This window comes from Streptomyces sp. NPDC015125 (assembly GCF_043080045.1).
In the GTDB taxonomy this organism is placed as follows: Bacteria; Actinomycetota; Actinomycetes; order Streptomycetales; family Streptomycetaceae; genus Streptomyces.
The window spans coordinates 69289-89530 of sequence record NZ_JBIBVF010000029.1; the positions used below are offsets into that span (position 1 = coordinate 69289).

The window sequence follows — 20242 nt, forward strand, 5'->3', positions numbered from 1 at the left end:
CGGGCCCCGGGCCGATCGGGGCTGTGCATTGCCTTCCCTCGGCAAGGTCCCCGGCGTACCTTGAGCGGCCAATCTGATGTGCCGTCAGTAACGTCCGGCGGTGCGCTCACCGGGAGAAGGGGAATCCGAGGTGGCCCGCTTCTACGAACAGCACGGCAGGCGCCCGGTCCGGGCGGCCGGCCTCGCCGCGGCCGTGGCGATGGCGGCGGGGTCCGCGGTGATGCTCACCGCACCGGCTGCCCACGCCGAGGTCGTCGACGTCAACTACCAGTGCAAAACGCCGATCGGCAGCAAGGGCGCGGTCTCGCCCATCGACATCACGAGCACGCCCGGCGGTGGTGCGTACAAGCTCGTCATGTCCTTCCGGAAGGGCGTCTCCTCCAGCCCCGTCGAGCTGGGCAAGGGCGCCATGAAGCCGAGCGCGCTGATCACGCTGGGCGGTGCGGAGAGCGGTACGGTGCCGGTCGCCGGGCCGCCCAACGACCAGGCCATTCCGGCCAACACCCCCATCAAGATCAGTGACTTGAGCGGTACGTACACCCCCAAGGGCAGCGGCAAGGTGACCTTCACCGCCGCCACGCTCACCATCAAGGCGCTGGGTACCACCACCACGTGCACGCCCGCCAACCATCCCAAGCCCTCGCTGACCCTTGAGGTGAAGGGGACCGGTGGTTCGGGCGGCGCCTCGGGCAGCACCGGAGCCGCCGCAGCCGGCGGCTCCTCCGGGGGGCAGCTGCCGCAGACCGGACCCGCGGACTCCGCCCTTGCGCTGGGCACCCTCGGCGGCACCGTACTGCTGGCCGGTGCCGCCGGTGCGCTCTGGCTGACCCGCCGTCACCAGCGGGTGTGACGCACCGCGTGGGGCGCCAGGACCCGCGTGGCGCACCCCCGTTCTCCGCCCTCCCCGGGCCCGGCCGGCACGGGGAGGCCCCCGTGCACCAGGAGCCGCCGATGCCGTTCCGTCCCCGCACAGCGGTCAGCGGTGTGGTCCTCGCGACCGCCGCCGTGCTGCTGTGCTCCGCCGCGGCCGTGGCCCGGCCGGCCGCCGCCCCGGCGCCACCGGGCTGGTCCGCGGCGCCCGCGCCCGGTGACGGCGCCGCGCCGGACGCACCGGACCGCCCGTACTTCTACCTGGAGGGCGCGCCGGGCACCGTCATGAGCGACCGGCTGTCCCTGAGCAACCCCACCGGCCGCACCGTCACCGTACGGCTGCGCAGCTCCACGCCCGGCTCGTGGCTCACGCTCGCCTCGACGGAGGTGAAGGTTCCGCCGCGCACCCGGGCGAGCGTGCCGTTCACGGTGACCGTGCCGCGCGATGCCGCCCCCGGTGACCACCCCGGTGCGCTGATCGCCGCCTCCGTGGCGCCCTCGACCGGCGGCGGGAAGGGGAGCGGCACGGGTGGCGGCAAGGGGAGCGGCAAGGGGAGCGGCAAGGGCGGAGGCGACGGGAATGGCACGGGCAGCGGTGCGAAGGGTGGTGGTCTGGACGGTGGCGAGGGCGGCGGAGCGGGCGGGCGGGACGCCGTACCGGTCCATCTGCGGGTGACCGGGGCGGCGTTGTCCGCGATGGGTGTCGAGAAGGTGTCGGTGCGCGGGCGGGGCGGTGCGGCGGTCATCCGGTACACGCTGGTCAACCGCGGCAACACGGTGCTCACCCCGCGGCTCGCGGTGGACGCCGACGGGCTCTTCGGCCCCGTGCTGCGGCGCGCCACCCGCACTCTGCCGATCGCGCTGCGGCCCGGCCGGAGCATCGATCTGACGGAGAAATGGCCTGACCCGCCCGGTCTGGACGCAGTGGACGTGCGGCTCACGGCGACGGCGGGCGGCGGCGCCCACGGGTCCGCCACCGCGACGTATACCGCGGTCCCCTGGGGTGCGGTGGCCGGAGCGGTGTTCCTCCTGGCGGCGGGCGGGGGCGGCCTGGTGGTCGTCCGACGGTGGCGCCGCGGCGAGGGCGCGAGCGGGGCACGGGGCGCGGAGAGCGCGCGGAGGGCGGCCGAGGACGCGCGGCCGCCCGAGGGCGGAAGGACGGACGCGGCGGGGCAGTTGGCGGGTACCGGATCGGGAGCGCGATCGTGAACGGCGGGACGGGGACGGGGACGGGCACGGGCACGGCGCGTCCGGCTGCGGGGACGCGTACGGATACCGGTTCGGGCGCGGCCCGCACCGTACGGCGGATGCGGATGCGGCGGCGGGCGGTGGCCGGGCTCGTCCTCTGCCTGGCGCTCGGGGCGGCCCCGGTTCCGGCCGCTGCCGCGCCTGCTGCCCCGCACACCGCCGCCGCGGAGAGCCATCCCACCGTCCACCTCTCCCGGAAGGAAGCCGGCAAGGGCGGCTCGCTCACCGTGACCGGCCGCGGCTGGCGGCCCAAGGCGCTGCTCACGCTGTTGATCTGCGGGCAGAACATGATCGGCGGCACCAATTCCTGTGCCAACGGCGACGGACGGGCGGTCACCACCGACGCACAGGGCGCGTTCCGCAGGCGCCTCCCGGTCGCCGAGCCACCCAAGCCTTGCCCTTGTGTGGTGCATGTGACGACCGTGACCGGCGAGGCGGCCGATGCGGATGCCGCCCTCAAGGTGGCGGGCCACCCGGTGGCGCCGCTGCCCGCGGAGAGCACCGGCGGTCGGCTGACGGTGCTCGCCCAGCCGCGACTGGCGGGCAGCAGCGGTCTGCTGACCTGGTTCGGCGCCCCCGCACAGCGCCAGTTGACCCTCACGGTCGGCAATCTCGGCTCGGCACCGGCCAAGGACCCCGTCTTCCGGGTCGGCACCTCGCACGGGGTCTTCGCGACGGAGTGGGAGGAGCAACAGTGGCGGGGGACCGTACCCGCCGGGAAGAAGGCCGAGGTCACGCTGCCGGTCGAGCTGCCGGCCGGCGCGCACGGGGACTATCTGGTCTCGCTCGAATACGGCGGCAAGACGCTGGCCGAGCAGCCCTGGGGAGTCGGCAGGCCATGGGGCGTGACGCTCTTTTGGGTGCTGCTCTGCGTGGTGGTCCCGACGGCGGTGTTCCGCATCGGGATGGCGCTCGTGGACCGGGTACGCCCGCGCCGGACGGGCGGGCCCCGCAGACACGGCGCAGGGCGTACGCCCACGACCGGACACACGCCGACGGCGGGACACACGCCGACGGCCGGACGCCGGCGCGCGGCCGGCATCGGACCACGCATCAGGAACCGGACCGCGAGCGAGGGCGCCACGGCCGAACCCGGTACACCGGGTGGCCGTGCCGCGCTCCCGTGGTTCACCCCGGACACCGCACCGTCCACCACCACATCAACCGAACGACCGACGTCGAAAGGTTCAGCGTGATGAGGCAACGGAGGAGAGCCGCGGTGGCCTCGGTGGCCGCGTTGGTGCTCGCGGGTGCGGGCATCATGGCAGCGGCCGGGACCGCCCAGGCCGCAGAGGTGTCGTACAAGACGGAGTGTCTGCCGCCGCCGATCTCGGGGCTGCCACCGATCGAGGGCACCACGAAGGTGGCGGTCGGCGCGCCCGCGACCGCGAAGGTGGGTGACGAGATCGAGGTGGTCTGGAAGACCGTCGAGGGGGCCTCGAAGAACCCCGACATCCTCGATCTGGGGGAGAACACCGTCCAGCCGACCGGCACGATCAAGGTGGCCGGGGCGCAGACCGGCGATCTGGCCATGCAGGGACCGCGGCAGAACCCGCCGATCCCCAAGGGCGGTCCGATGAAGCTGTCCGACATGAAGGGCAAGCTGAAGCTGTCGAAGCCGGGTGAGGTCACCCTGACGCCCGGCTTCTACAACATCAACGTCAACAAGCCGATCTCGACGGACACCAAGTGCTCGCCCAAGGAGGCCGTGAAGCCCGCGGTCACCATCAAGGTGACCGACGGCGGGGGCGGTTCCGGCGGCACCACGACCGGGACGACCACCGGGACGACCACCGGCACCTCCACCGGCACGACCAGCGGGACCACGAGTGGCACCACGAGCGGGACCACCACAGGTACGACCGGCGGGACCACGAGCGGGACCACCACCGGGACGACCGGCGGGACCACCGGCGGCGGCACCGACGGCGGTGCGACCACCGGCTCGTCCGCCGGGACGACCACCGGAGGCTCGGGCGGCGACCCCGACGGCACCGCGTACAAGGGCAAGGAAGTGCTGGTCCCGTACGCCTGCAAGACGCCCATCGGGGACAAGAAGGCGACCTCGCCGGTCCAGATCAACGCCGTGAAGAAGGGCGGCGGTTACGACCTGACGGTGAAGTTCAGCAAGTCCGTCATGGACAGTCCGGCGGACATCCCCAAGGGTTCGGTCAAGCCCTCGATGGACGTCAAGGCCGGTGGCGCGGACAAGGGATCGGTGAAGGTCGAGGGGCCGGCCAACGCCGACCCGATCAAGTCGGGGCAGCCGATAGCGATCCCCGATCTGAAGGGCACCTATAAGCCGGGTGCCACCGGCAAGGCCACGCTCACCCCGGGCGTGCTCACCGTGAACGCCCTCGGGACGACCACCACCTGCACCCCGGAGAAGGACCCGGGAGTCTCACTCGCCCTGGACACCTCGGCACAGCAGGGCGGCACCTCCGGCGGTGCCACGGGCGGCGCCGCGGCCTCCGGTGGCGGCGCGGCGGGGCCGGCCAGTGTCTCGGGCGGCAGCGGCAGCGGCAGCAGTGGCGGCCTCGCCGAGACCGGCGCGAGTGACCACGGCGCGCTGACCGCGCTCGGCCTCCTCGCCGGGACGGTCATCCTGCTGGGCGGGGCGGTCTTCACCTTCCTGCCCCGGCGCCGGGCACGGGTCCGCTGAAGCGGTACGTCCTCGGGAACGCATAAGCGGTACGTCCCCGAGGACACATGACCAGCACGCCCCCAGGGATGCATGACCAGCACGCCCCGGGGACGCACAAAGGGGGCGTCGCACCGTCGGTGCGACGCCCCCTTCCGCGTTCCGGGGCCGGCAGGCGTCAGTTGACGCTGCCCATCAGCTCCTTGATCCGCTTGCGGGACGTCCAGATGCCGAGGCCGGCGATGACGGCGAACACGGCCTCCACGGCGACCGCACCGCCGGTGTTCAGATCGACGTTCAGCTGCGGCGACGTCAGCAGCCCTGACACCGAGTCACCCGCAGTGACCGCGAGGAACCAGACACCCATCATCTGGGAGCTGTACTTGGCGGGCGCCATCTTCGTGGTGACCGACAGGCCGACCGGAGACAGGCACAGCTCACTGACGGTCTGGATGAAGTAGATGGCCACCAGCCACATCGGGCTGACCCTGCCGCCGTTGGCGGCGGTGTCGATCAGCGGGATGAGGAAGACCGCGAACGAGATGCCGATCAGTGCGAGGCTGGACGCGAACTTGACGGCGGTGCTGGGCTCCTTGTCGCGCCTGTTCAGCCACAGCCACGCCGACGCCACCACCGGGGCGAGCGCCATGATGAAGAGCGGGTTCAGCGACTGGTACCAGGACGTCGGGAAGTGGAATCCCAGCAGGTCGTTCGTTGTGGAGTTCTCGCCGAAGATCGACAGGGTCGAGCCGTTCTGGTCGTAGATCATCCAGAAGACGGCGGCGACCGCGAAGAACCAGAAGTAGCCCGAGAGCTTGGACTGCTCCAGCTCCGTGAGCTCCTTGTCGCGCTTCATGCGGACCAGGACCGCGATCGGGATGACCAGGCCGGCGATGGTGATCGGCATCAGCGCCCAGTCGGCGAAGTGACCGCTCACGCCGAGCAGGGTGTAGAACACGGCCGCGGCGATCAGCCAGATCAGGCCCTTGCGCAGCACGGACGCCTTCTCCTGGGCCGTCGCGGGCTGGGCGACGACGCTGCTCTCCGCGCTCAAGTGGCGGGTGCCGAGCAGGAACTGGGCGAGGCCGAGCGCCATGCCGACGGCGGCGAGCGTGAACCCGAGGTGCCAGTTGACGCTCTCGCCAACGGTGCCGATGGACAGCGGGGCCAGCAGGGCGCCGATGTTGATGCCGATGTAGAAGAGCGTGAAGCCACCGTCACGGCGCGGGTCTTCCGGGCCGTCATAGAGGTGGCCGACCATCGTGGAGATGTTCGCCTTCAGCAGGCCGGAGCCGATCGCGACCAGCACGAGACCCGCGAAGAAGGACGCCGCGGAGGGCAGGGCGAGCGTGATGTGGCCCGCGATGACGACGAGGGCACCGATGGCGACCGTCTTGCGCGGTCCCCAGAAGCGGTCGGCCACCCAGCCGCCCGGCATGGCGAGCAGGTAGACCATCGCCATGTACACCGAGTAGATCGCCGTGGCCGTGGTGGCCTGCATGTGCATGCCGCCGGGCGCGATCAGGTACAGCGGGAGTAGAGCCTTCATGCCGTAGAAGCTGTAGCGCTCCCACATCTCGGTCATGAAGAGAGTGGCCAGTCCGCGGGGGTGGCCGAAGAAGGTCTTGCCGCCATTCACAGGGTTCCCCTGCTGGGCCGCGTCCTTCGTCAGGCTGGACGCCATGGTGCTTCCTTGCTGCTACGGGACGCGTTCGCAGGCCGATACGCGCCCGGGTGGGGGAGATGACCGGCTCCGGCGTAGCCCCGCCCGCCCCCACGTCCGGGAGGTCCGGCACCCCCGCGAGGGGCCGGAAGGGCGGTCGTACTCCGGATTCCACGCCCCCCGTCTAGCTAGCGCGGCGGACCCGGTCGACAGGTCGATCACTGTGCATCACGGCTGGTGATGCCGGCCCGGTACACAACGAGGGACCGTTGACGTCAGTGGAGTCAAAGGTCCCGGTGGTTGAGCGATGGACGTTCGGCCACCATACGTCTGGTTCCAGCACTGTTGGGCTGCGTGAGACAACGCTCACACCGGCACGGGGAACCATGAGCGCCCCCGCGGATACCGCGCGCCCTCGCGCGCGCCCGGGGCGCTCGCAGCTCACCGTGCAGGAACGGTCCGTCGTCGGCCATCCGCGCTGGTCCGCCCCTCGCCGCGGATACATCGGACTACCATCGGGCCATGACCCGTGTACTGCTCGCCGAGGATGACGCGTCCATCTCGGAGCCGCTCGCCCGCGCACTGCGCCGCGAGGGTTACGAAGTCGAGGTGCGCGAGGACGGCCCGACGGCGCTCGACGCCGGTCTCCAGGGCAATATCGACCTCGTCGTCCTGGACCTGGGGCTGCCCGGCATGGACGGCCTGGAGGTCGCCCGCCGGCTGCGCAACGAAGGCCACTCCTTCCCCATCCTGGTGCTGACCGCCCGCGCCGACGAGGTGGACACCGTCGTCGGCCTGGACGCCGGCGCCGACGACTACGTCACCAAGCCCTTCCGGCTCGCCGAACTCCTCGCCCGCGTACGGGCCCTGCTGCGCCGCGGCTCCACCGCCGAGCCCCAGCAGCCGCCCGCCACCCACGGCGTACGGATCGACGTCGAGTCGCACCGCGCGTGGATGGGCGACGAGGAACTGCAGCTCACGGCGAAGGAGTTCGACCTGCTGCGGGTCCTGGTGCGGGACGCCGGCCGGGTCGTCACCCGCGACCAGCTGATGCGCGAGGTCTGGGACACCACCTGGTGGTCCTCCACGAAGACGCTCGACATGCACATCTCCTGGCTGCGCAAGAAGCTCGGGGACGACGCCGCCAACCCCCGCTACATCGCCACCGTCCGCGGAGTCGGCTTCCGCTTCGAGAAGAGCTAGGGGCCCGTGCGCCGCCGCCTGATCAACTCCACGCTCGCCGTGGTGCTCGTCGTGATCGCCGTCTTCGGTGTCTCGCTCGTCATCGTCGAGACCCGCACCATCCAGGCCGGTGCCCAGGAGAGCGTGGAGTCCGAAGCGGTCCGGCTGGTCGGGATAGTGGAGAGCCGACTGGGCAGCGGCGAGAAGATCACCCCGGACATCCTCTCCGAGCAGATCACCGCCAAGCGGTACGCGAAGATCAAGGTGCCGGGCAAGGGACCGATCGAGATCGGGACGCGGCCCTCCGGCGATGTCATCCAGTCGCAGGTGAGCGGGGACCGCGGTGAGTCGGTCACGGTCCAGGCCTCCCGCTCCATGGTCAGTGCGGAGATCGGCCGGACGCTGCTGGTCATTCTGGCCGTGGCGCTGCTGGCGATCATCGCAGCCGTCATCCTGGCCGTCCGCCAGGGCCGCCGGCTGACCGCGCCGCTCACCGACCTCGCCGAGACCGCCGAGCGGCTCGGCTCCGGCGACCCCCGCCCGCGCCACCGCCGCTACGGCGTCCAGGAGCTGGACCGGGTCGCCGATGTGCTGGACGCCAGCGCCGAGCGGATCGCGCGGATGCTGACCGCCGAGCGGCGGCTGGCCGCGGACGCCTCGCACCAACTGCGGACACCGCTGACCGCGCTGTCCATGCGGCTGGAGGAGATCACCGTCACCGACGATCCGGACACCGTGAAGGAAGAGGCCACCATCGCGCTGGCGCAGGTGGAGCGGCTGACGGATGTCGTCCAGCGGCTGCTGACCAATTCCCGGGACCCGCGCAGCGGCTCCGCGGTCGCCTTCGACCTCGACGAGGTGGTCAAGCAGCAGATCGAGGAGTGGCGGCCGGCCTACCGCAGTGCGGGGCGGGCCATTGTGCGCTCGGGCAAGAAGGGGCTGCGGGCCGTCGGCACACCGGGCGCGGTCGCCCAGGTGCTGGCCACCCTGATCGAGAACTCGCTGATGCACGGCGACGGGACGGTCGCGCTGCGTACCCGCGTCACCGGCAACCAGGCGGTCGTCGAGGTCACCGACGCCGGGCCCGGGGTGCCGCCGGACCTCGGCTCGCGGGTCTTCGAGCGCACGGTCTCCGGCCGGAACTCCACCGGACTCGGGCTGGCCGTCGCACGGGACCTGGCGGAGGCGGACGGCGGGCGGCTGGAGCTGCTCCAGCAGCATCCGCCGGTCTTTGCGCTGTTCCTGGCACGTGAGGCGGAACCCGTCGAGGAGTGAGGCCGCGAGCGCCCTGCGGGGACGGGCGGCTCCGCGGCTACTTCCGGGAGGCGCTGCGCGGGCGCTGTGAGCCGTCGGCGAGGAAGGACTCCGCGGTCTCCACGGCCTCCCGCGCGGGCAGGGTGCGAAAGACCCAGGTGCGGTAGGACCAGAAGCGGAAGAGCGTGGCGAAGCCGATGCCGACGAACTTGAAGATGTTGCTCTGCAGCGGGCTGTCCCAGTGGAACCCGTACGTCGCGGCGTAGAGCAGACCGTTCTCGATCACCAGGCCGACCGCGCTGAACAGCAGGAAGAGCGTCAGCTCCTTCGTCCGGCCCTGTCTGTCGCGGTCACGGTAGGTGAAGTAGCGGTAGCCGAGATAGTTGGTGCCGGTCGCCACGACGGTCGCGATGATGCTGGCCCGGACGACGGGTACCTCGGTCAGATGCCGCACGAGGTTGAACACCACGAAGTTGACGACGAACCCCGCGCCGCCGACCGCACCGAACTTCGCCAGTTCCCGAACGAGCGCCTCCAGCCGCGACCGCAGTGCGCTCCGTTCACTCATGGTGATCGTTCAGCTCCTGTCGTGGGCGGTGTGCGCGTCCGTCGGCCTGTTCTCAACCGGTTCCGATTCCTCATGCTAACCAGGGGCGGAGAGCGCTGCCTGCCATCCGTCAGGTCCGTGCGCAACGCCTCGCGGTCCGAATGTGGCGACCCACGGTGACCACGGATCAGCCGACAGTGACCACGGATCAGCCAACGGTGACACGGAAGTTGAGGCTGCGGGCGCCCTTCTCGTCGGCGGCGCCGGTGCCGCAGCGCCGGCAGCGCAGCAACCGTAAGTCCGTACGGCCCGGACGGACGGCCTCGAAGGCGAGGTAGCGGGCGGTGCCGTCCGGGGGTGGGCCGCCGGTGCCCCCGTGTGTACCGGCGGCCTTCAGGACGGCCGGGTCGGGGCGGGGCTCGGCGATGATCCAGCGGTAGCCGCCCGCGGGGTCGTCGGGGACCTTCACGCTGAAGCTGTCGCCGGCGGAGACGGTGATCTCGGTGTCGTCCGCGTCATAGACCGTGGGCGCGGATAACTGGCTGAAAACGGAGTGCAGGGCGATCAGCAGTGCGGCGATCGCGACGACCGTCACCAGCTTCCTGGCGCCCCCTGGTATGCCACTGTTCTCCATCCGGCCTCCCCTTTTGCCGGGCCCGGCCGGGTGCCGGCCCCGCACCCCGGCCCGAAGGGTAACCGCCTGTGTCGATCTTCGATCGGCGATCTTCGAACGCCCGAACTCAGAGGATCATCCAAGCCCGAGTCGGGCCCGCGCCGCCGTGCGGATACCCTGGGGGCGTGACGTTCCCGGTAGTCGGCATGGTCGGCGGCGGTCAGCTCGCCCGTATGACCCACGAGGCGGGTATCCCCCTCGGCATCAAGTTCAAGCTCCTCAGTGACACTCCGCAGGATTCGGCGGCTCAGGTGGTCGGTGATGTCGTCATCGGCGACTACCGCGATCTGGACACCCTGCGGGCCTTCGCTCGTGGCTGCGATGTGATCACCTTCGATCACGAGCATGTTCCCACCGAGCATTTGCGGGCACTGGAGGCCGACGGTATCCCCGTACGGCCCGGTCCCGATGCGCTGGTGCACGCCCAGGACAAGGGGGTGATGCGGGCGAAACTGGACGCGATCGGTGTGCCCTGCCCGCGCCACCGCATCGTCTCCGACCCCGCCGATGTCGAGCGGTTCGCCGCCGAGGGCGTGGGGTTCCCGGTGATCCTCAAGACCGTCCGCGGGGGCTACGACGGCAAGGGCGTCTGGGTCGTGCGATCCTCCAAGGAGGCCGCCGAGCCGTTCCGCGCCGGAGTGCCCGTCCTCGCGGAGGAAAAGGTCGATTTCACCCGCGAACTGGCCGCCAACATCGTCCGCTCCCCGCACGGCCAGGCCGTCGCCTACCCGGTCGTGGAGTCCATCCAGGTCGACGGCGTCTGCGACACCGTGATCGCGCCGGCGCCCGGTCTCGACCCGGAACTCGCGGGCCAGGCCCAGGAACTGGCGCTGCGCATCGCCCAGGAGCTGGACGTCGTCGGCCATCTGGCAGTCGAGCTCTTCGAGGCCGCCGACGGCCGCATCCTGGTCAACGAGCTCGCCATGCGCCCGCACAACTCCGGCCACTGGACCCAGGACGGTGCGATCACCTCGCAGTTCGCCAACCACGTCCGTGCCGTGCTCGACCTCCCGCTCGGCGATCCGCGCCCGCGCGCCCCCTGGACGGTCATGGCCAATGTCCTCGGCGGCGACTACCCCGACATGTATTACGCGTACCTCCATTGCATGGCGCGGGACCCGCAGTTGAAGATCCATATGTACGGGAAGGACGTAAAGCCCGGCCGTAAGGTCGGCCACGTCAACACCTACGGCGACGATCTGGCGGAGGTGCGCGAGCGCGCCGCGCACGCCGCCGGCTATCTGCGAGGAACGATCACCGAATGACGCCCAGTACTCCCCCGGCTGCCGCTGGGGGGTCGCCCCAGCCCGACCACCGCCCCGCGACCGACGCCGACGCCCCTCCCTCCGCTCCGTCCCCCGTGGTCGGCATCGTCATGGGCTCCGACTCCGACTGGCCCGTCATGGAGGCCGCCGCGCAGGCCCTCGACGAGTTCGAGATCCCCTACGAGGTCGATGTCGTCTCGGCGCACCGCATGCCGCGCGAGATGATCGCGTACGGCGAGGAGGCGGACGGCCGCGGCCTGAAGGTGATCATCGCCGGTGCCGGGGGCGCTGCCCACCTCCCCGGGATGCTCGCCTCCGTCACCCCGCTGCCGGTCGTCGGTGTCCCGGTCCCGCTGAAGTACCTCGACGGGATGGACTCGCTGCTGTCCATCGTGCAGATGCCGGCCGGGGTGCCGGTCGCCACCGTCTCGGTCGGCGGAGCCCGTAACGCCGGGCTGCTGGCCGCCCGGATCCTCGCCACCCGGGACCCCGAACTCCTCGGCCGGATGCGGGAGTTCCAGCAGGAGCTGAACGACCAGGCCACCGAGAAGGGCAAGCGGCTGCGCAACAAGGTCGCCTCCCCGGCCGGCTTCGGCTTCGGGGGCGGTAAGTGAGCCCCTCCCTGGACGCCGCCCGGGATCTGCTCGCCCGCTGGCCCGTCGTCGACGGCCACAACGACCTGCCCTGGGCGCTGCGCGAGCAGGTCCGCTACGACCTCGACCGGCGCGATATCGCCGCCGACCAGTCCGCGCACCTCCACACCGACCTGCCGCGGCTGCGGGCCGGCGGCGTCGGCGCGCAGTTCTGGTCGGTGTACGTACGCGCCGACTACGCGGGCGACAAGGCCGTCAGCGCGACCCTCGAACAGATCGACGTGGTGCGGGAACTGGTCGCCCGCCACCCCGACGCACTGCGCCTCGCCTGCACCGCCGACGACATGGAGGCGGCCCGCGCCGAGGGCCGGATCGCGTCCCTCATGGGCGCCGAGGGCGGCCACTCCATCCACAACTCGCTGGCCACCCTGCGTGCGCTGCACCGGCTGGGCGTGCGCTATATGACGCTCACCCACAACGACACCATCGCCTGGGCGGACTCCGCGACCGACGAGCCGCGCCACAACGGGCTGTCGGCCTTCGGCGAGGAGGTCGTCCGTGAGATGAACCGCTGCGGGATGCTGGTCGACCTCTCACACGTCTCGGCCGACACCATGCGCGATGCGCTGCGCGTCAGCACCGCACCGGTGATCTTCTCGCACTCCTCCGCGCGCGCCGTCTGCGACCATCCGCGCAACATCCCCGACGACGTGCTGGCACAGCTGCCCGCCAACGGCGGCGTCGCGATGGTCACGTTCGTGCCGAAGTTCGTGCTGCCGGAAGCCGTTTCCTGGACCCGGCGCGCCGACGAGAACATGCGGGCCCACGGTCTGCACCACCTCGACACCACCGAGGCGGGCATGACGGTCCAGCGGGCCTTCGAGGCGGCCCACCCCCGCCCGATGGCCACCGCGGCCACCGTCGCCGACCACCTCGACCACATGCGCGAGGCCGCCGGCGTCGACCACATCGGGATCGGCGGCGACTTCGACGGCACGGCCTTCACCCCGGCGGATCTGGCCGATGTCGCCGGTTACCCGAATCTGATCGCCGAGCTGCTGGACCGCAAGTGGTCCGAGGCCGACCTGGCCAAGCTCACCTGGCGAAACGCCGTGCGCACGCTGCGCGCCGCCGAGGAGGTGGCGCGCAACGAGCAGCAGCGGCGCGGCCCGTCCCACGCGACGATCGAGCAACTGGACGGCTGACGCACCGGTCCGGGGCCCTCACGCACCGGGCCGGGTCCTCACGCACCCGGCCGGGCCCTCACCTCATGCAGAGGCAGAACGGGTGCCCGGCCGGGTCGAGATAGACCCGCCAGCTGTGCTTCCCGTCGTCGTGCTGGACGAGCTTGGCGCCCAGCGCGACGACCTTGCGCTCGGCCTCGTCGATCTTCGCTCGCGGGACGTCGAAGTCGAGGTGCAGCTGCTGCGGCATGTCCTGGCCGGGCCACTGCGGCGGCCGGTAGCCCTCGGCCACCCGCTGGAAGGCGAGGAGCCGGCCGTCCGGTCCGGTGATCTCGACCCAGTCGTCGTCCTCGTCGGTCACCCGCCAGCCGAGCATTTCCGCATAGAAATCCGCGAGGGCCCGGGGCTCGGGACAGTCCAGTGCGACAACGCCGAATGTGATGAGGCTCATGCCGTCACGATGCCATGCCCGGGGGCACGGCGCGGCGCGTTTGGCGCGGTGCGCCGATGCGCCTGCGCTTGGCGGGTCGCCCCATGTCGTCGGCCGTCCCGCCGTGGCGCCGATGCGCCTGCGCTTGGCCTTGCCGGCGTTGTTTGCCGTCCCGCCGTGGCGCCTGCGGCGGGCTGTTACCGCTGCGCGGGGCTGTTCGGCTGCGGGACCGCCCCTCCGGACTCCGTCCTGCGGTCCGGCCCCTCCCCGTTGGGGGTGGGAGAAGACCGGTGGGGGCGCAGGTGGATGGGCGGGTGCGCCCAGCGGACTCCCCCGGGGGCAGCGGACAGGAGACGCGCGCCCCCGCCACCTCATCACCCACTCACGGGAGGGGACGGACCGCAGGACGGAGTCCGGAGGGCCGTCGGCGCACCCGACGAACCACGCCCGCCGCAGGCACAACGGCGACAAGCCACCACGGCGGGAAAGCCGGGTACGTGGGGGGAAAGCTACGCGCGGGGGCGCCCCAGCGCCCGGTACGTCCAGCCCGCCTTGCGCCACAGCTCCGGGTCCAGGGCGTTACGGCCGTCCAGGATGCGGCGCTCGGCGACCACCTCGCCGAGGGTGGCCGGGTCCAGCTCACGGAACTCGCGCCACTCCGTCAGATGCAGCACCACATCCGCGCCGCGCACCGCCTCCAGTGCGCTGTCCGCGTACGCCAGCGTCGGAAAGAGGCGCCGGGCGTTTTCCATGCCCTTCGGGTCGTACACCGTCACCTGGCCGCCCTGAAGGTGGATCTGGCCGGCGACATTGAGCGCGGGGGAGTCACGGACATCGTCCGAGTCCGGCTTGAAGGTCGCCCCCAGGACGGCGACCCGCTTGCCGAGGAAGCCGCCGCCGACCGCGTCCCGGGTCAGCTCGACCATGTGACCGCGGCGCCGCATATTGATCGAGTCGATCTCGCGCAGGAACGTCAGCGCCTGGTCGGCGCCCAGCTCACCGGCGCGCGCCATGAAGGCCCGCAGGTCCTTGGGCAGGCAGCCGCCGCCGAAGCCGATACCGGCCCGCAGGAACTTCTTGCCGATCCGGTCGTCGTGCCCGATGGCCTCGGCGAGCTTCACCACATCGCCGTCGGCCGCCTCGCAGACCTCCGCCATGGCGTTGATGAAGGAGATCTTCGTCGCCAGGAAGGAGTTGGCCGAGGCCTTCACCAGCTCGGACGTCGGGTAGTCCATGACGATGAACGGCGAGCCCTCGGCGATCGGGGCGGCGTACACCTCGCGCAGCAGCTCCTCGGCCCGCTCACCGGCCACTCCCACGACGATCCGGTCGGGGTGCAGGGTGTCCTTGACGGCGAACCCCTCGCGCAGGAACTCCGGGTTCCAGGCCAGCTCGACGGCGGCGCCTGCCGGGGCGGCCGCGGCCAGCCGCTCGGCGAGCCGGGCCGCGCTGCCCACCGGCACCGTCGACTTGCCGACCACCAGGGCGGGCCGGGTCAGATGGGGCGCCAGCGCGTCGAAAGCGCTCTCCACGTACGACATGTCACAGGCGTACTCACCGTGCTTCTGCGGGGTGTTCACACAGACGAAGTGGACATCGCCGAAGGCCCCGGCCTCCTCGTAGGAGGTGGTGAAGCGCAGCCGGCCGGTCGATCCCTCGATCCCTTCGGCATGGCGGCGCAGCAGCTCCTCCAGGCCGGGCTCGTACATCGGGACCTCGCCCCGCTGCAGCATCTCGATCTTCTCGGGCACCACATCGAGCCCCAGCACCTCGAAGCCCAGCTCGGCCATGGCCGCGGCGTGGGTCGCGCCGAGATAGCCGGTGCCGATCACGGTGATCTTGAGGGCCATGGATGCTCCAAAAAAAGGGGGACGTGGAGGGGCGGTGGTCGGGTGACGGGTGGCGGATGCGGCGCGCAGTGCCGGGGGTGCGGGGTCGTCCGGTCACCGGACCGAGGAAAACGGCGCTGACCGAGCATAGTCGGGCTCGGAAGGGCCATCTCCAGTCGTCGCGCGAGCAGGTCTGTAACTGTCGGCAACCTCACGTATCCGCAGGCCCGGCCCGGCGCCTAGAATCCGGAGAGGTAAAGAGTTACTTAACGGTAGTTAGCACTGCCGACAGCTCACAGGGGAGTGAGAAAGCGTGGCGGGAACCGCTGATTTCGATCTGTACCGGCCGTCCGAGGAGCACGACATGCTCCGCGAGTCGGTGCGCTCGCTCGCCGAGGCGAAAATCGCGCCGTTCGCCGCCGCGGTGGACGAGGAGGCCCGCTTCCCGCAGGAGGCGCTCGACGCGCTGGTCGCCAACGACCTGCACGCCGTCCACGTACCGGAGGCCTACGGCGGTGCCGGCGCCGATGCGCTGGCGACCGTCATCGTCATCGAGGAGGTGGCCCGCGTCTGCGGTTCGTCCTCCCTCATACCGGCGGTCAACAAGCTCGGCTCGCTCCCGGTGATCCTCTCCGGCTCCGAGGAGCTGAAGGCGAAGTACCTGGGCCCGCTGGCCAAGGGCGACACGATGTTCTCGTACTGCCTGAGCGAGCCGGACGCCGGCTCCGACGCGGCCGGTATGAAGACCAAGGCCGTCCGTGACGGCGACCACTACCTCCTCAACGGCGTCAAGCGCTGGATCACCAACGCCGGCGTCAGCGACTCCTACACGGTGATGGCCGTCACCGACCCGGAGAAGCGCTCCAAGGGCATCTCGGCCTTCGTCGTCGAGAAGGGCGACGAGGGGGTCTCGTTCGGCGCTCCGGAGAAGAAGCTCGGCATCAAGGGCTCCCCGACCCGCGAGGTCTACCTCGACAACGTCCGGATCCCCGCCGACCGCATGATCGGCGCGGAGGGCACCGGCTTCGCCACCGCCATGAAGACCCTGGACCACACCCGCATCACCATCGCGGCCCAGGCCCTCGGCATCGCCCAGGGCGCCCTGGACTACGCCAAGGGCTACGTCCAGGAGCGCAAGCAGTTCGGCAAGCCGATCGGTGACTTCCAGGGCGTCCAGTTCATGCTCGCCGACATGGCCATGAAGGTGGAGGCGGCCCGCCAGCTCACCTACGCCGCGGCCGCCCGCTCCGAGCGGATCTCCGCCGGCGGCAAGGGCGAGGACCTGACGTTCTTCGGCGCCGCGGCCAAGTGCTACGCCTCGGACGCGGCCATGGAGATCACCACGGACGCCGTCCAGCTGCTCGGCGGCTACGGCTACACCCGTGACTACCCGGTCGAGCGGATGATGCGGGACGCCAAGATCACGCAGATCTACGAGGGCACCAACCAGGTCCAGCGGATCGTCATGGCGCGCAACCTGCCCCAGTAGTCAGGGCACGGGCACGGGAGAGGGGCCCCGGACCGCCGTTGCGGTTCGGGGCCCCTCTCCTTGTCTTCTCGGATCGGGCCGCCGGTCAGTTGCCGGAGACCGTGACCTTCTCGTCGTTGTTCAGTTGCTGGACCAGCTGCCGGAGCTTGGCCTTGTCCCAGACCAGGTTGCCGCCGGTGCTGCCGGAGATCGGCATGTTCATCGACTTGCCCTCGCCGCCGGTCACGCCCTTCATCGCGAAGAACATGTTGCCCAGGGACCACAGGCCCATGTCCTTGTCGACGATGAGCGTGTCCAGGCCGGCGCTCATGGTCGGGTAGAGCTTGAAGGGGTTGAGGACGGTGCCGGGGGTGGCGGTCTGGCTCGCCAGGGTCGCCAGGAACTTCTGCTGGTTCTTCGTCCGGTCCAGGTCCTGGCCGGCGAAGGCGTGCCGGGTGCGGACGAAGGCGAGCGCCTGCTGGCCGTTGAGCGTCTGCTTGCCGGCCGGGAAGTCGGCGCCGGAGCTCTTGTCCTTGAACGCCTTGGGGATGTCCATCTCGACGCCGCCGATGGCGTCCACGATGTTGGCGAAGCCGGCGAAGCCGATCTCGACGTAGTGGTCGATGTGCAGCTTGGTGTTGTACTCGACGGTGCGCGTCAGCAGCTCCGGGCCGTCCTCGGCGTAGGCCGCGTTGAGCTTGGTGTGCCGTCCGGTGCCCGGGTACTTCTTGCCGGAGTCCGAGCCGACGTAGGTGGGTATCTCCACGTCCGAGTCACGCGGCAGGGATATCAGCGTCGGACCGTTGCTGCCGTCGTGCAGGATCATCATCGAGTCGGTGCGCTTGCCCTCGGCGGAGCCGGTGTGCAGCTTCTGCTTCTCCGCCGCGGACATGCCCTCGCGGCTGTCCGAGCCGACGATCAGGTAGTTCGTGCCGTCGCCCGTCGCCGGCCGGTCGATGACCTTGCTCAGGTCCACCTTCCGGCGGAGCTTGCCGTCGGCCCAGAAGTAGGTGGACACCGAGGCGACCGCCAGCACCGCGACCAGGGCGATGACCGTCCACTTGATGCGCCGGCCCCAGCGGGGACGCGGCCGGCCGCCGCGGCCGTCGTCATGGCCGTCACCGCTGCCGCCGCCGTGGCCGCCGCCGTAGACCTGGCCGGTGTTGTATCCGTCGTATGCGTCGTCGTAGCCCTGGGACTGCTGCGGTGGCACGGCCGCGCCCCGGCGCGGGGACATCGACGGCGGCAGCGGAGGCTCCTGCCGCTGATAGCCGGGGCCCGCGTCGCGACGCACCTGTGGCATCGCGCGCGCACCCTCCGGCTCGGCGCTGCCGCTGCCGTGTCCGTACCGGTTGCCGCTCTGGTCGCCGGACCACCCATTGGGCCACTCATTCATACGGGAAGTGTGCATGCCCCACGGGGGTCCTCCATAGAGCGGGTGCCGGATCGGGCCAGGGCTGTTGCAGAGCTGATGCAAAGCGACGGCGGTCTTCCGCCGCATACCGCACGGGCCCATGACCATTCCGACCTGCACGAATGGAAGCAACCATTCCGGATGGTTTCCGGCGAGGGCGAGGAGACCTGTGTCACGGACCTGCGCAAAGGCGAGACCAGTCTCACGATCGGCGTGGGGCGGGGCCGTACGGGGCGCCACTTAGGCTGGCTGTATGACCGAACTCGTCACCGACAGCGCCGAGGGCGAGATCGTGGGCAAGCCCACGTCCGTGTCCCGCATCACACTCAGCCACATCATGACGGCCGGCGATACCAACCTCCTCGGAACGGTGCACGGCGGCGTGATCATGAAACTCGTCGACGATGCGGCGGGCGCCGTCGCCGGGCGCCACTCCAGTGGGCCCGCCGTGACCGCCTCGATGGACGAGATGGCCTTCCTCGAACCGGTCCGGATCGGTGATCTCATCCACGTCCGCGCCCAGGTCAACTGGACCGGCCGCTCCTCGATGGAGGTCGGCGTACGGGTTCTGGCCGAGCGCTGGAACGAATCCAGCCCGCCCCAGCAGGTCGGCTCCGCCTACCTGGTCTTCGCCGCCGTCGACGAGCAGGGCAAGCCGCGCCGGGTGCCGCCGGTGCTCCCCGAGACCGAGCGCGACCAACGCCGCTACCAGGAGGCGCAGATCCGCCGGACGCACCGCCTCGCCCGGCGGCGAGCGATCATGGAGCTGCGCGAACGGCGCGCCGCGGAAGGACTCGACGACGCATAGCGGCGACCGCCAGCTGCCCGAGCAGCGCCAGCCCGGCGCCGGTGACGGTGCCTGCCGCCGCACAGATCACATCGTCGATATCGGCGATCCGCCCGGCCCGCATCAGCAGCTGCGCCGTCTCGACGACCAGGCACAGCCCCACGCCCAGCAGGAACGCCGCGGCCGCCGAGGTGCGCGGCGCCGCAAATCTCAGCAGCAGCGATGCGGGCACGAACAGCGCGGCAGTGGCGATCTGCCGCCGCACCAGCATCGCCAGCTCCCCGGGCTCCAGCTGCGCCCCCAGATCGAAGAGCCCCTCACCGGGCCGCCACCACACCGTCGCGTCCCCGGAGCCGATCGGCTGGCTCGGCGCGAGGGTCGCCACCAGGAACAGCAGCAGCCAGCCGGCCAGCAGCATCCGGGCCGTGGTGCGCGGCGCGCCGCTGCCGGGGGTGAGGGCCGTCCACAGGGCGAACGCCATGGCCCCCGCCAGCGCCAGGACCAGGAAGAGCGTCACCGCGGTGGGGGTGACGTCCAGCACAACCTGCCACACGATGCGCCCCTTTCAGGCCGTCCAGGACATCAACTGCAGCTCCACTTCAGCTGCAGCTCCACTTCAGCTGCAGCTCCACTTCAGCTGCAGCTCCACTTCGTGACATAGACCGTCTCGCCACGCTCCATGACGCCCCGGATGCATTCGTCCGCGAGCATCTCCACCCGGCCGCTCAGCACGACCGCGCCGCCCTGCGTCCGCCGGGTGCCGAACCATCCGGGGAAGGCGGTGATCCGGTCGTTCTTGCGCTGATAACCGAGCCGCACGATGATCTCGTCCGTCCCGCTCGCCGCCCCGGCCCGCCGGTAGGCCGCGGTGTACGTACCGTCGGCCCCCACCGGACCGCGCAGACACAGCTGGCCGCGCACCAGATCGCCGCAGCCGGTCGGTTCCGGGGGCGCCGGCGGCGCCGCGGCGGCGGTGGCCGCGACCAGGCACATCGCCGCGACGGCCACCACGATCCGGCGTGCATCGCGGCGGGCGTCCGGACGGCGTGCGGGCGGCCGGGACGCGGTCCGGCGGGGCGCGGGGACGCTCATGCCGACGCCTCGCTTCGCCCGGCCCCGTGCGATGCCTCGCTTCGCCCGGCCCCGGCCCCGTGCGACGCCTCGCTTCGCCCGGCCCCGCCCGCGTGCGGCCCG

The 20242-nt window shown here is 71.2% G+C and carries 19 protein-coding genes; 11 read left to right on the forward strand and 8 right to left on the reverse strand.

The window, feature by feature from the left end:
• Positions 1–130: 130 nt before the first annotated feature.
• The 4 genes from ACF088_RS37520 to ACF088_RS37535 all read left to right on the forward strand — a co-directional run bounded on the left by ACF088_RS37520 (position 131) and on the right by ACF088_RS37535 (position 4780).
• Positions 131–850, forward strand: coding sequence for an LPXTG cell wall anchor domain-containing protein (locus ACF088_RS37520; RefSeq protein WP_392380489.1), 720 nt, complete (start codon positions 131–133; stop codon positions 848–850).
• Positions 851–951: 101 nt separating this feature from the next.
• The gene (locus ACF088_RS37525) at positions 952–2079 is read left to right on the forward strand and encodes a hypothetical protein (protein ID WP_392380442.1); all 1128 of its coding nucleotides are present in this window, start codon (positions 952–954) and stop codon (positions 2077–2079) included.
• 98 nt (positions 2080–2177) lie between these two features.
• On the forward strand, positions 2178–3314 hold the full coding sequence (locus ACF088_RS37530; protein WP_392380490.1) for a hypothetical protein: 1137 nt from the start codon (positions 2178–2180) through the stop codon (positions 3312–3314).
• A complete protein-coding gene (locus tag ACF088_RS37535; RefSeq protein WP_392380443.1) occupies positions 3314–4780 on the forward strand; it encodes a hypothetical protein in 1467 nt (488 codons plus the stop codon). The genes ACF088_RS37530 and ACF088_RS37535 overlap by 1 nt, the downstream gene beginning before the upstream one ends.
• A 157-nt stretch (positions 4781–4937) precedes the next feature.
• On the opposite strand, the gene ACF088_RS37540 is transcribed toward ACF088_RS37535, so the two are convergent.
• On the reverse strand, positions 4938–6443 hold the full coding sequence (locus ACF088_RS37540; RefSeq protein ID WP_392380444.1) for a peptide MFS transporter: 1506 nt from the start codon (positions 6441–6443) through the stop codon (positions 4938–4940).
• A gap of 501 nt (positions 6444–6944) precedes the next feature.
• Here ACF088_RS37540 and ACF088_RS37545 point away from each other — a divergent pair.
• Both ACF088_RS37545 and ACF088_RS37550 read left to right on the forward strand, forming a co-directional pair.
• The gene (locus ACF088_RS37545) at positions 6945–7625 is read left to right on the forward strand and encodes a response regulator transcription factor (protein WP_030086430.1); all 681 of its coding nucleotides are present in this window, start codon (positions 6945–6947) and stop codon (positions 7623–7625) included.
• A gap of 6 nt (positions 7626–7631) precedes the next feature.
• Positions 7632–8879 carry an ATP-binding protein gene (locus tag ACF088_RS37550; protein ID WP_392380445.1) on the forward strand — a complete coding sequence of 416 codons (1248 nt, stop codon included), beginning with the start codon at positions 7632–7634 and terminating at the stop codon, positions 8877–8879.
• Between the two features lie 37 nt (positions 8880–8916).
• On the opposite strand, the gene ACF088_RS37555 is transcribed toward ACF088_RS37550, so the two are convergent.
• Together ACF088_RS37555 and ACF088_RS37560 are read right to left on the reverse strand one after the other, a co-directional pair.
• Positions 8917–9426 carry a GtrA family protein gene (locus ACF088_RS37555; RefSeq protein WP_392380446.1) on the reverse strand — a complete coding sequence of 170 codons (510 nt, stop codon included), beginning with the start codon at positions 9424–9426 and terminating at the stop codon, positions 8917–8919.
• A gap of 187 nt (positions 9427–9613) precedes the next feature.
• On the reverse strand, positions 9614–10039 hold the full coding sequence (locus ACF088_RS37560; protein ID WP_392380447.1) for a protease inhibitor I42 family protein: 426 nt from the start codon (positions 10037–10039) through the stop codon (positions 9614–9616).
• 185 nt (positions 10040–10224) lie between these two features.
• On the opposite strand from ACF088_RS37560, the gene ACF088_RS37565 reads away from it, so the two are divergent.
• The 3 genes from ACF088_RS37565 (at position 10225) to ACF088_RS37575 (ending at position 13141) form a co-directional block, all read left to right on the forward strand.
• Positions 10225–11343: a 5-(carboxyamino)imidazole ribonucleotide synthase gene (locus ACF088_RS37565; RefSeq protein ID WP_392380491.1), complete on the forward strand. Its 1119-nt coding sequence runs from the start codon at positions 10225–10227 to the stop codon at positions 11341–11343.
• Between the two features lie 110 nt (positions 11344–11453).
• On the forward strand, positions 11454–11957 hold the full coding sequence (gene purE, locus ACF088_RS37570; RefSeq protein WP_392380492.1) for a 5-(carboxyamino)imidazole ribonucleotide mutase: 504 nt from the start codon (positions 11454–11456) through the stop codon (positions 11955–11957).
• Entirely contained in the window at positions 11954–13141 is a 1188-nt protein-coding gene (locus ACF088_RS37575; protein WP_392380448.1) for a dipeptidase, read from the forward strand. The genes purE and ACF088_RS37575 overlap by 4 nt, the downstream gene beginning before the upstream one ends.
• A 58-nt stretch (positions 13142–13199) precedes the next feature.
• On the opposite strand, the gene ACF088_RS37580 is transcribed toward ACF088_RS37575, so the two are convergent.
• Together ACF088_RS37580 and ACF088_RS37585 are read right to left on the reverse strand one after the other, a co-directional pair.
• Positions 13200–13571, reverse strand: a complete 372-nt coding sequence (locus tag ACF088_RS37580) for a VOC family protein (protein ID WP_392380449.1) — start codon at positions 13569–13571, stop codon at positions 13200–13202.
• 488 nt (positions 13572–14059) lie between these two features.
• Positions 14060–15400: a UDP-glucose dehydrogenase family protein gene (locus tag ACF088_RS37585; RefSeq protein WP_392380450.1), complete on the reverse strand. Its 1341-nt coding sequence runs from the start codon at positions 15398–15400 to the stop codon at positions 14060–14062.
• A 292-nt stretch (positions 15401–15692) separates the two neighbouring features.
• On the opposite strand from ACF088_RS37585, the gene ACF088_RS37590 reads away from it, so the two are divergent.
• Entirely contained in the window at positions 15693–16868 is a 1176-nt protein-coding gene (locus ACF088_RS37590; RefSeq protein WP_392380451.1) for an acyl-CoA dehydrogenase family protein, read from the forward strand.
• 85 nt (positions 16869–16953) lie between these two features.
• Here the strand turns inward: ACF088_RS37590 and ACF088_RS37595 are convergent, their stop codons facing one another.
• Entirely contained in the window at positions 16954–18243 is a 1290-nt protein-coding gene (locus ACF088_RS37595; RefSeq protein WP_392380452.1) for an LCP family protein, read from the reverse strand.
• A 271-nt stretch (positions 18244–18514) separates the two neighbouring features.
• Between ACF088_RS37595 and ACF088_RS37600 the strand changes: the two genes are divergently transcribed.
• Positions 18515–19069 carry an acyl-CoA thioesterase gene (locus ACF088_RS37600; protein WP_392380453.1) on the forward strand — a complete coding sequence of 185 codons (555 nt, stop codon included), beginning with the start codon at positions 18515–18517 and terminating at the stop codon, positions 19067–19069.
• Here ACF088_RS37600 and ACF088_RS37605 read toward each other — a convergent pair.
• On the reverse strand, positions 19020–19601 hold the full coding sequence (locus tag ACF088_RS37605) for a VanZ family protein (protein ID WP_392380454.1): 582 nt from the start codon (positions 19599–19601) through the stop codon (positions 19020–19022). The two genes, ACF088_RS37600 and ACF088_RS37605, sit on opposite strands and share 50 nt — an antisense overlap.
• Before the next feature lie 80 nt (positions 19602–19681).
• Positions 19682–20140: a hypothetical protein gene (locus tag ACF088_RS37610; protein WP_392380455.1), complete on the reverse strand. Its 459-nt coding sequence runs from the start codon at positions 20138–20140 to the stop codon at positions 19682–19684.
• Positions 20141–20242 lie beyond the last annotated feature (102 nt).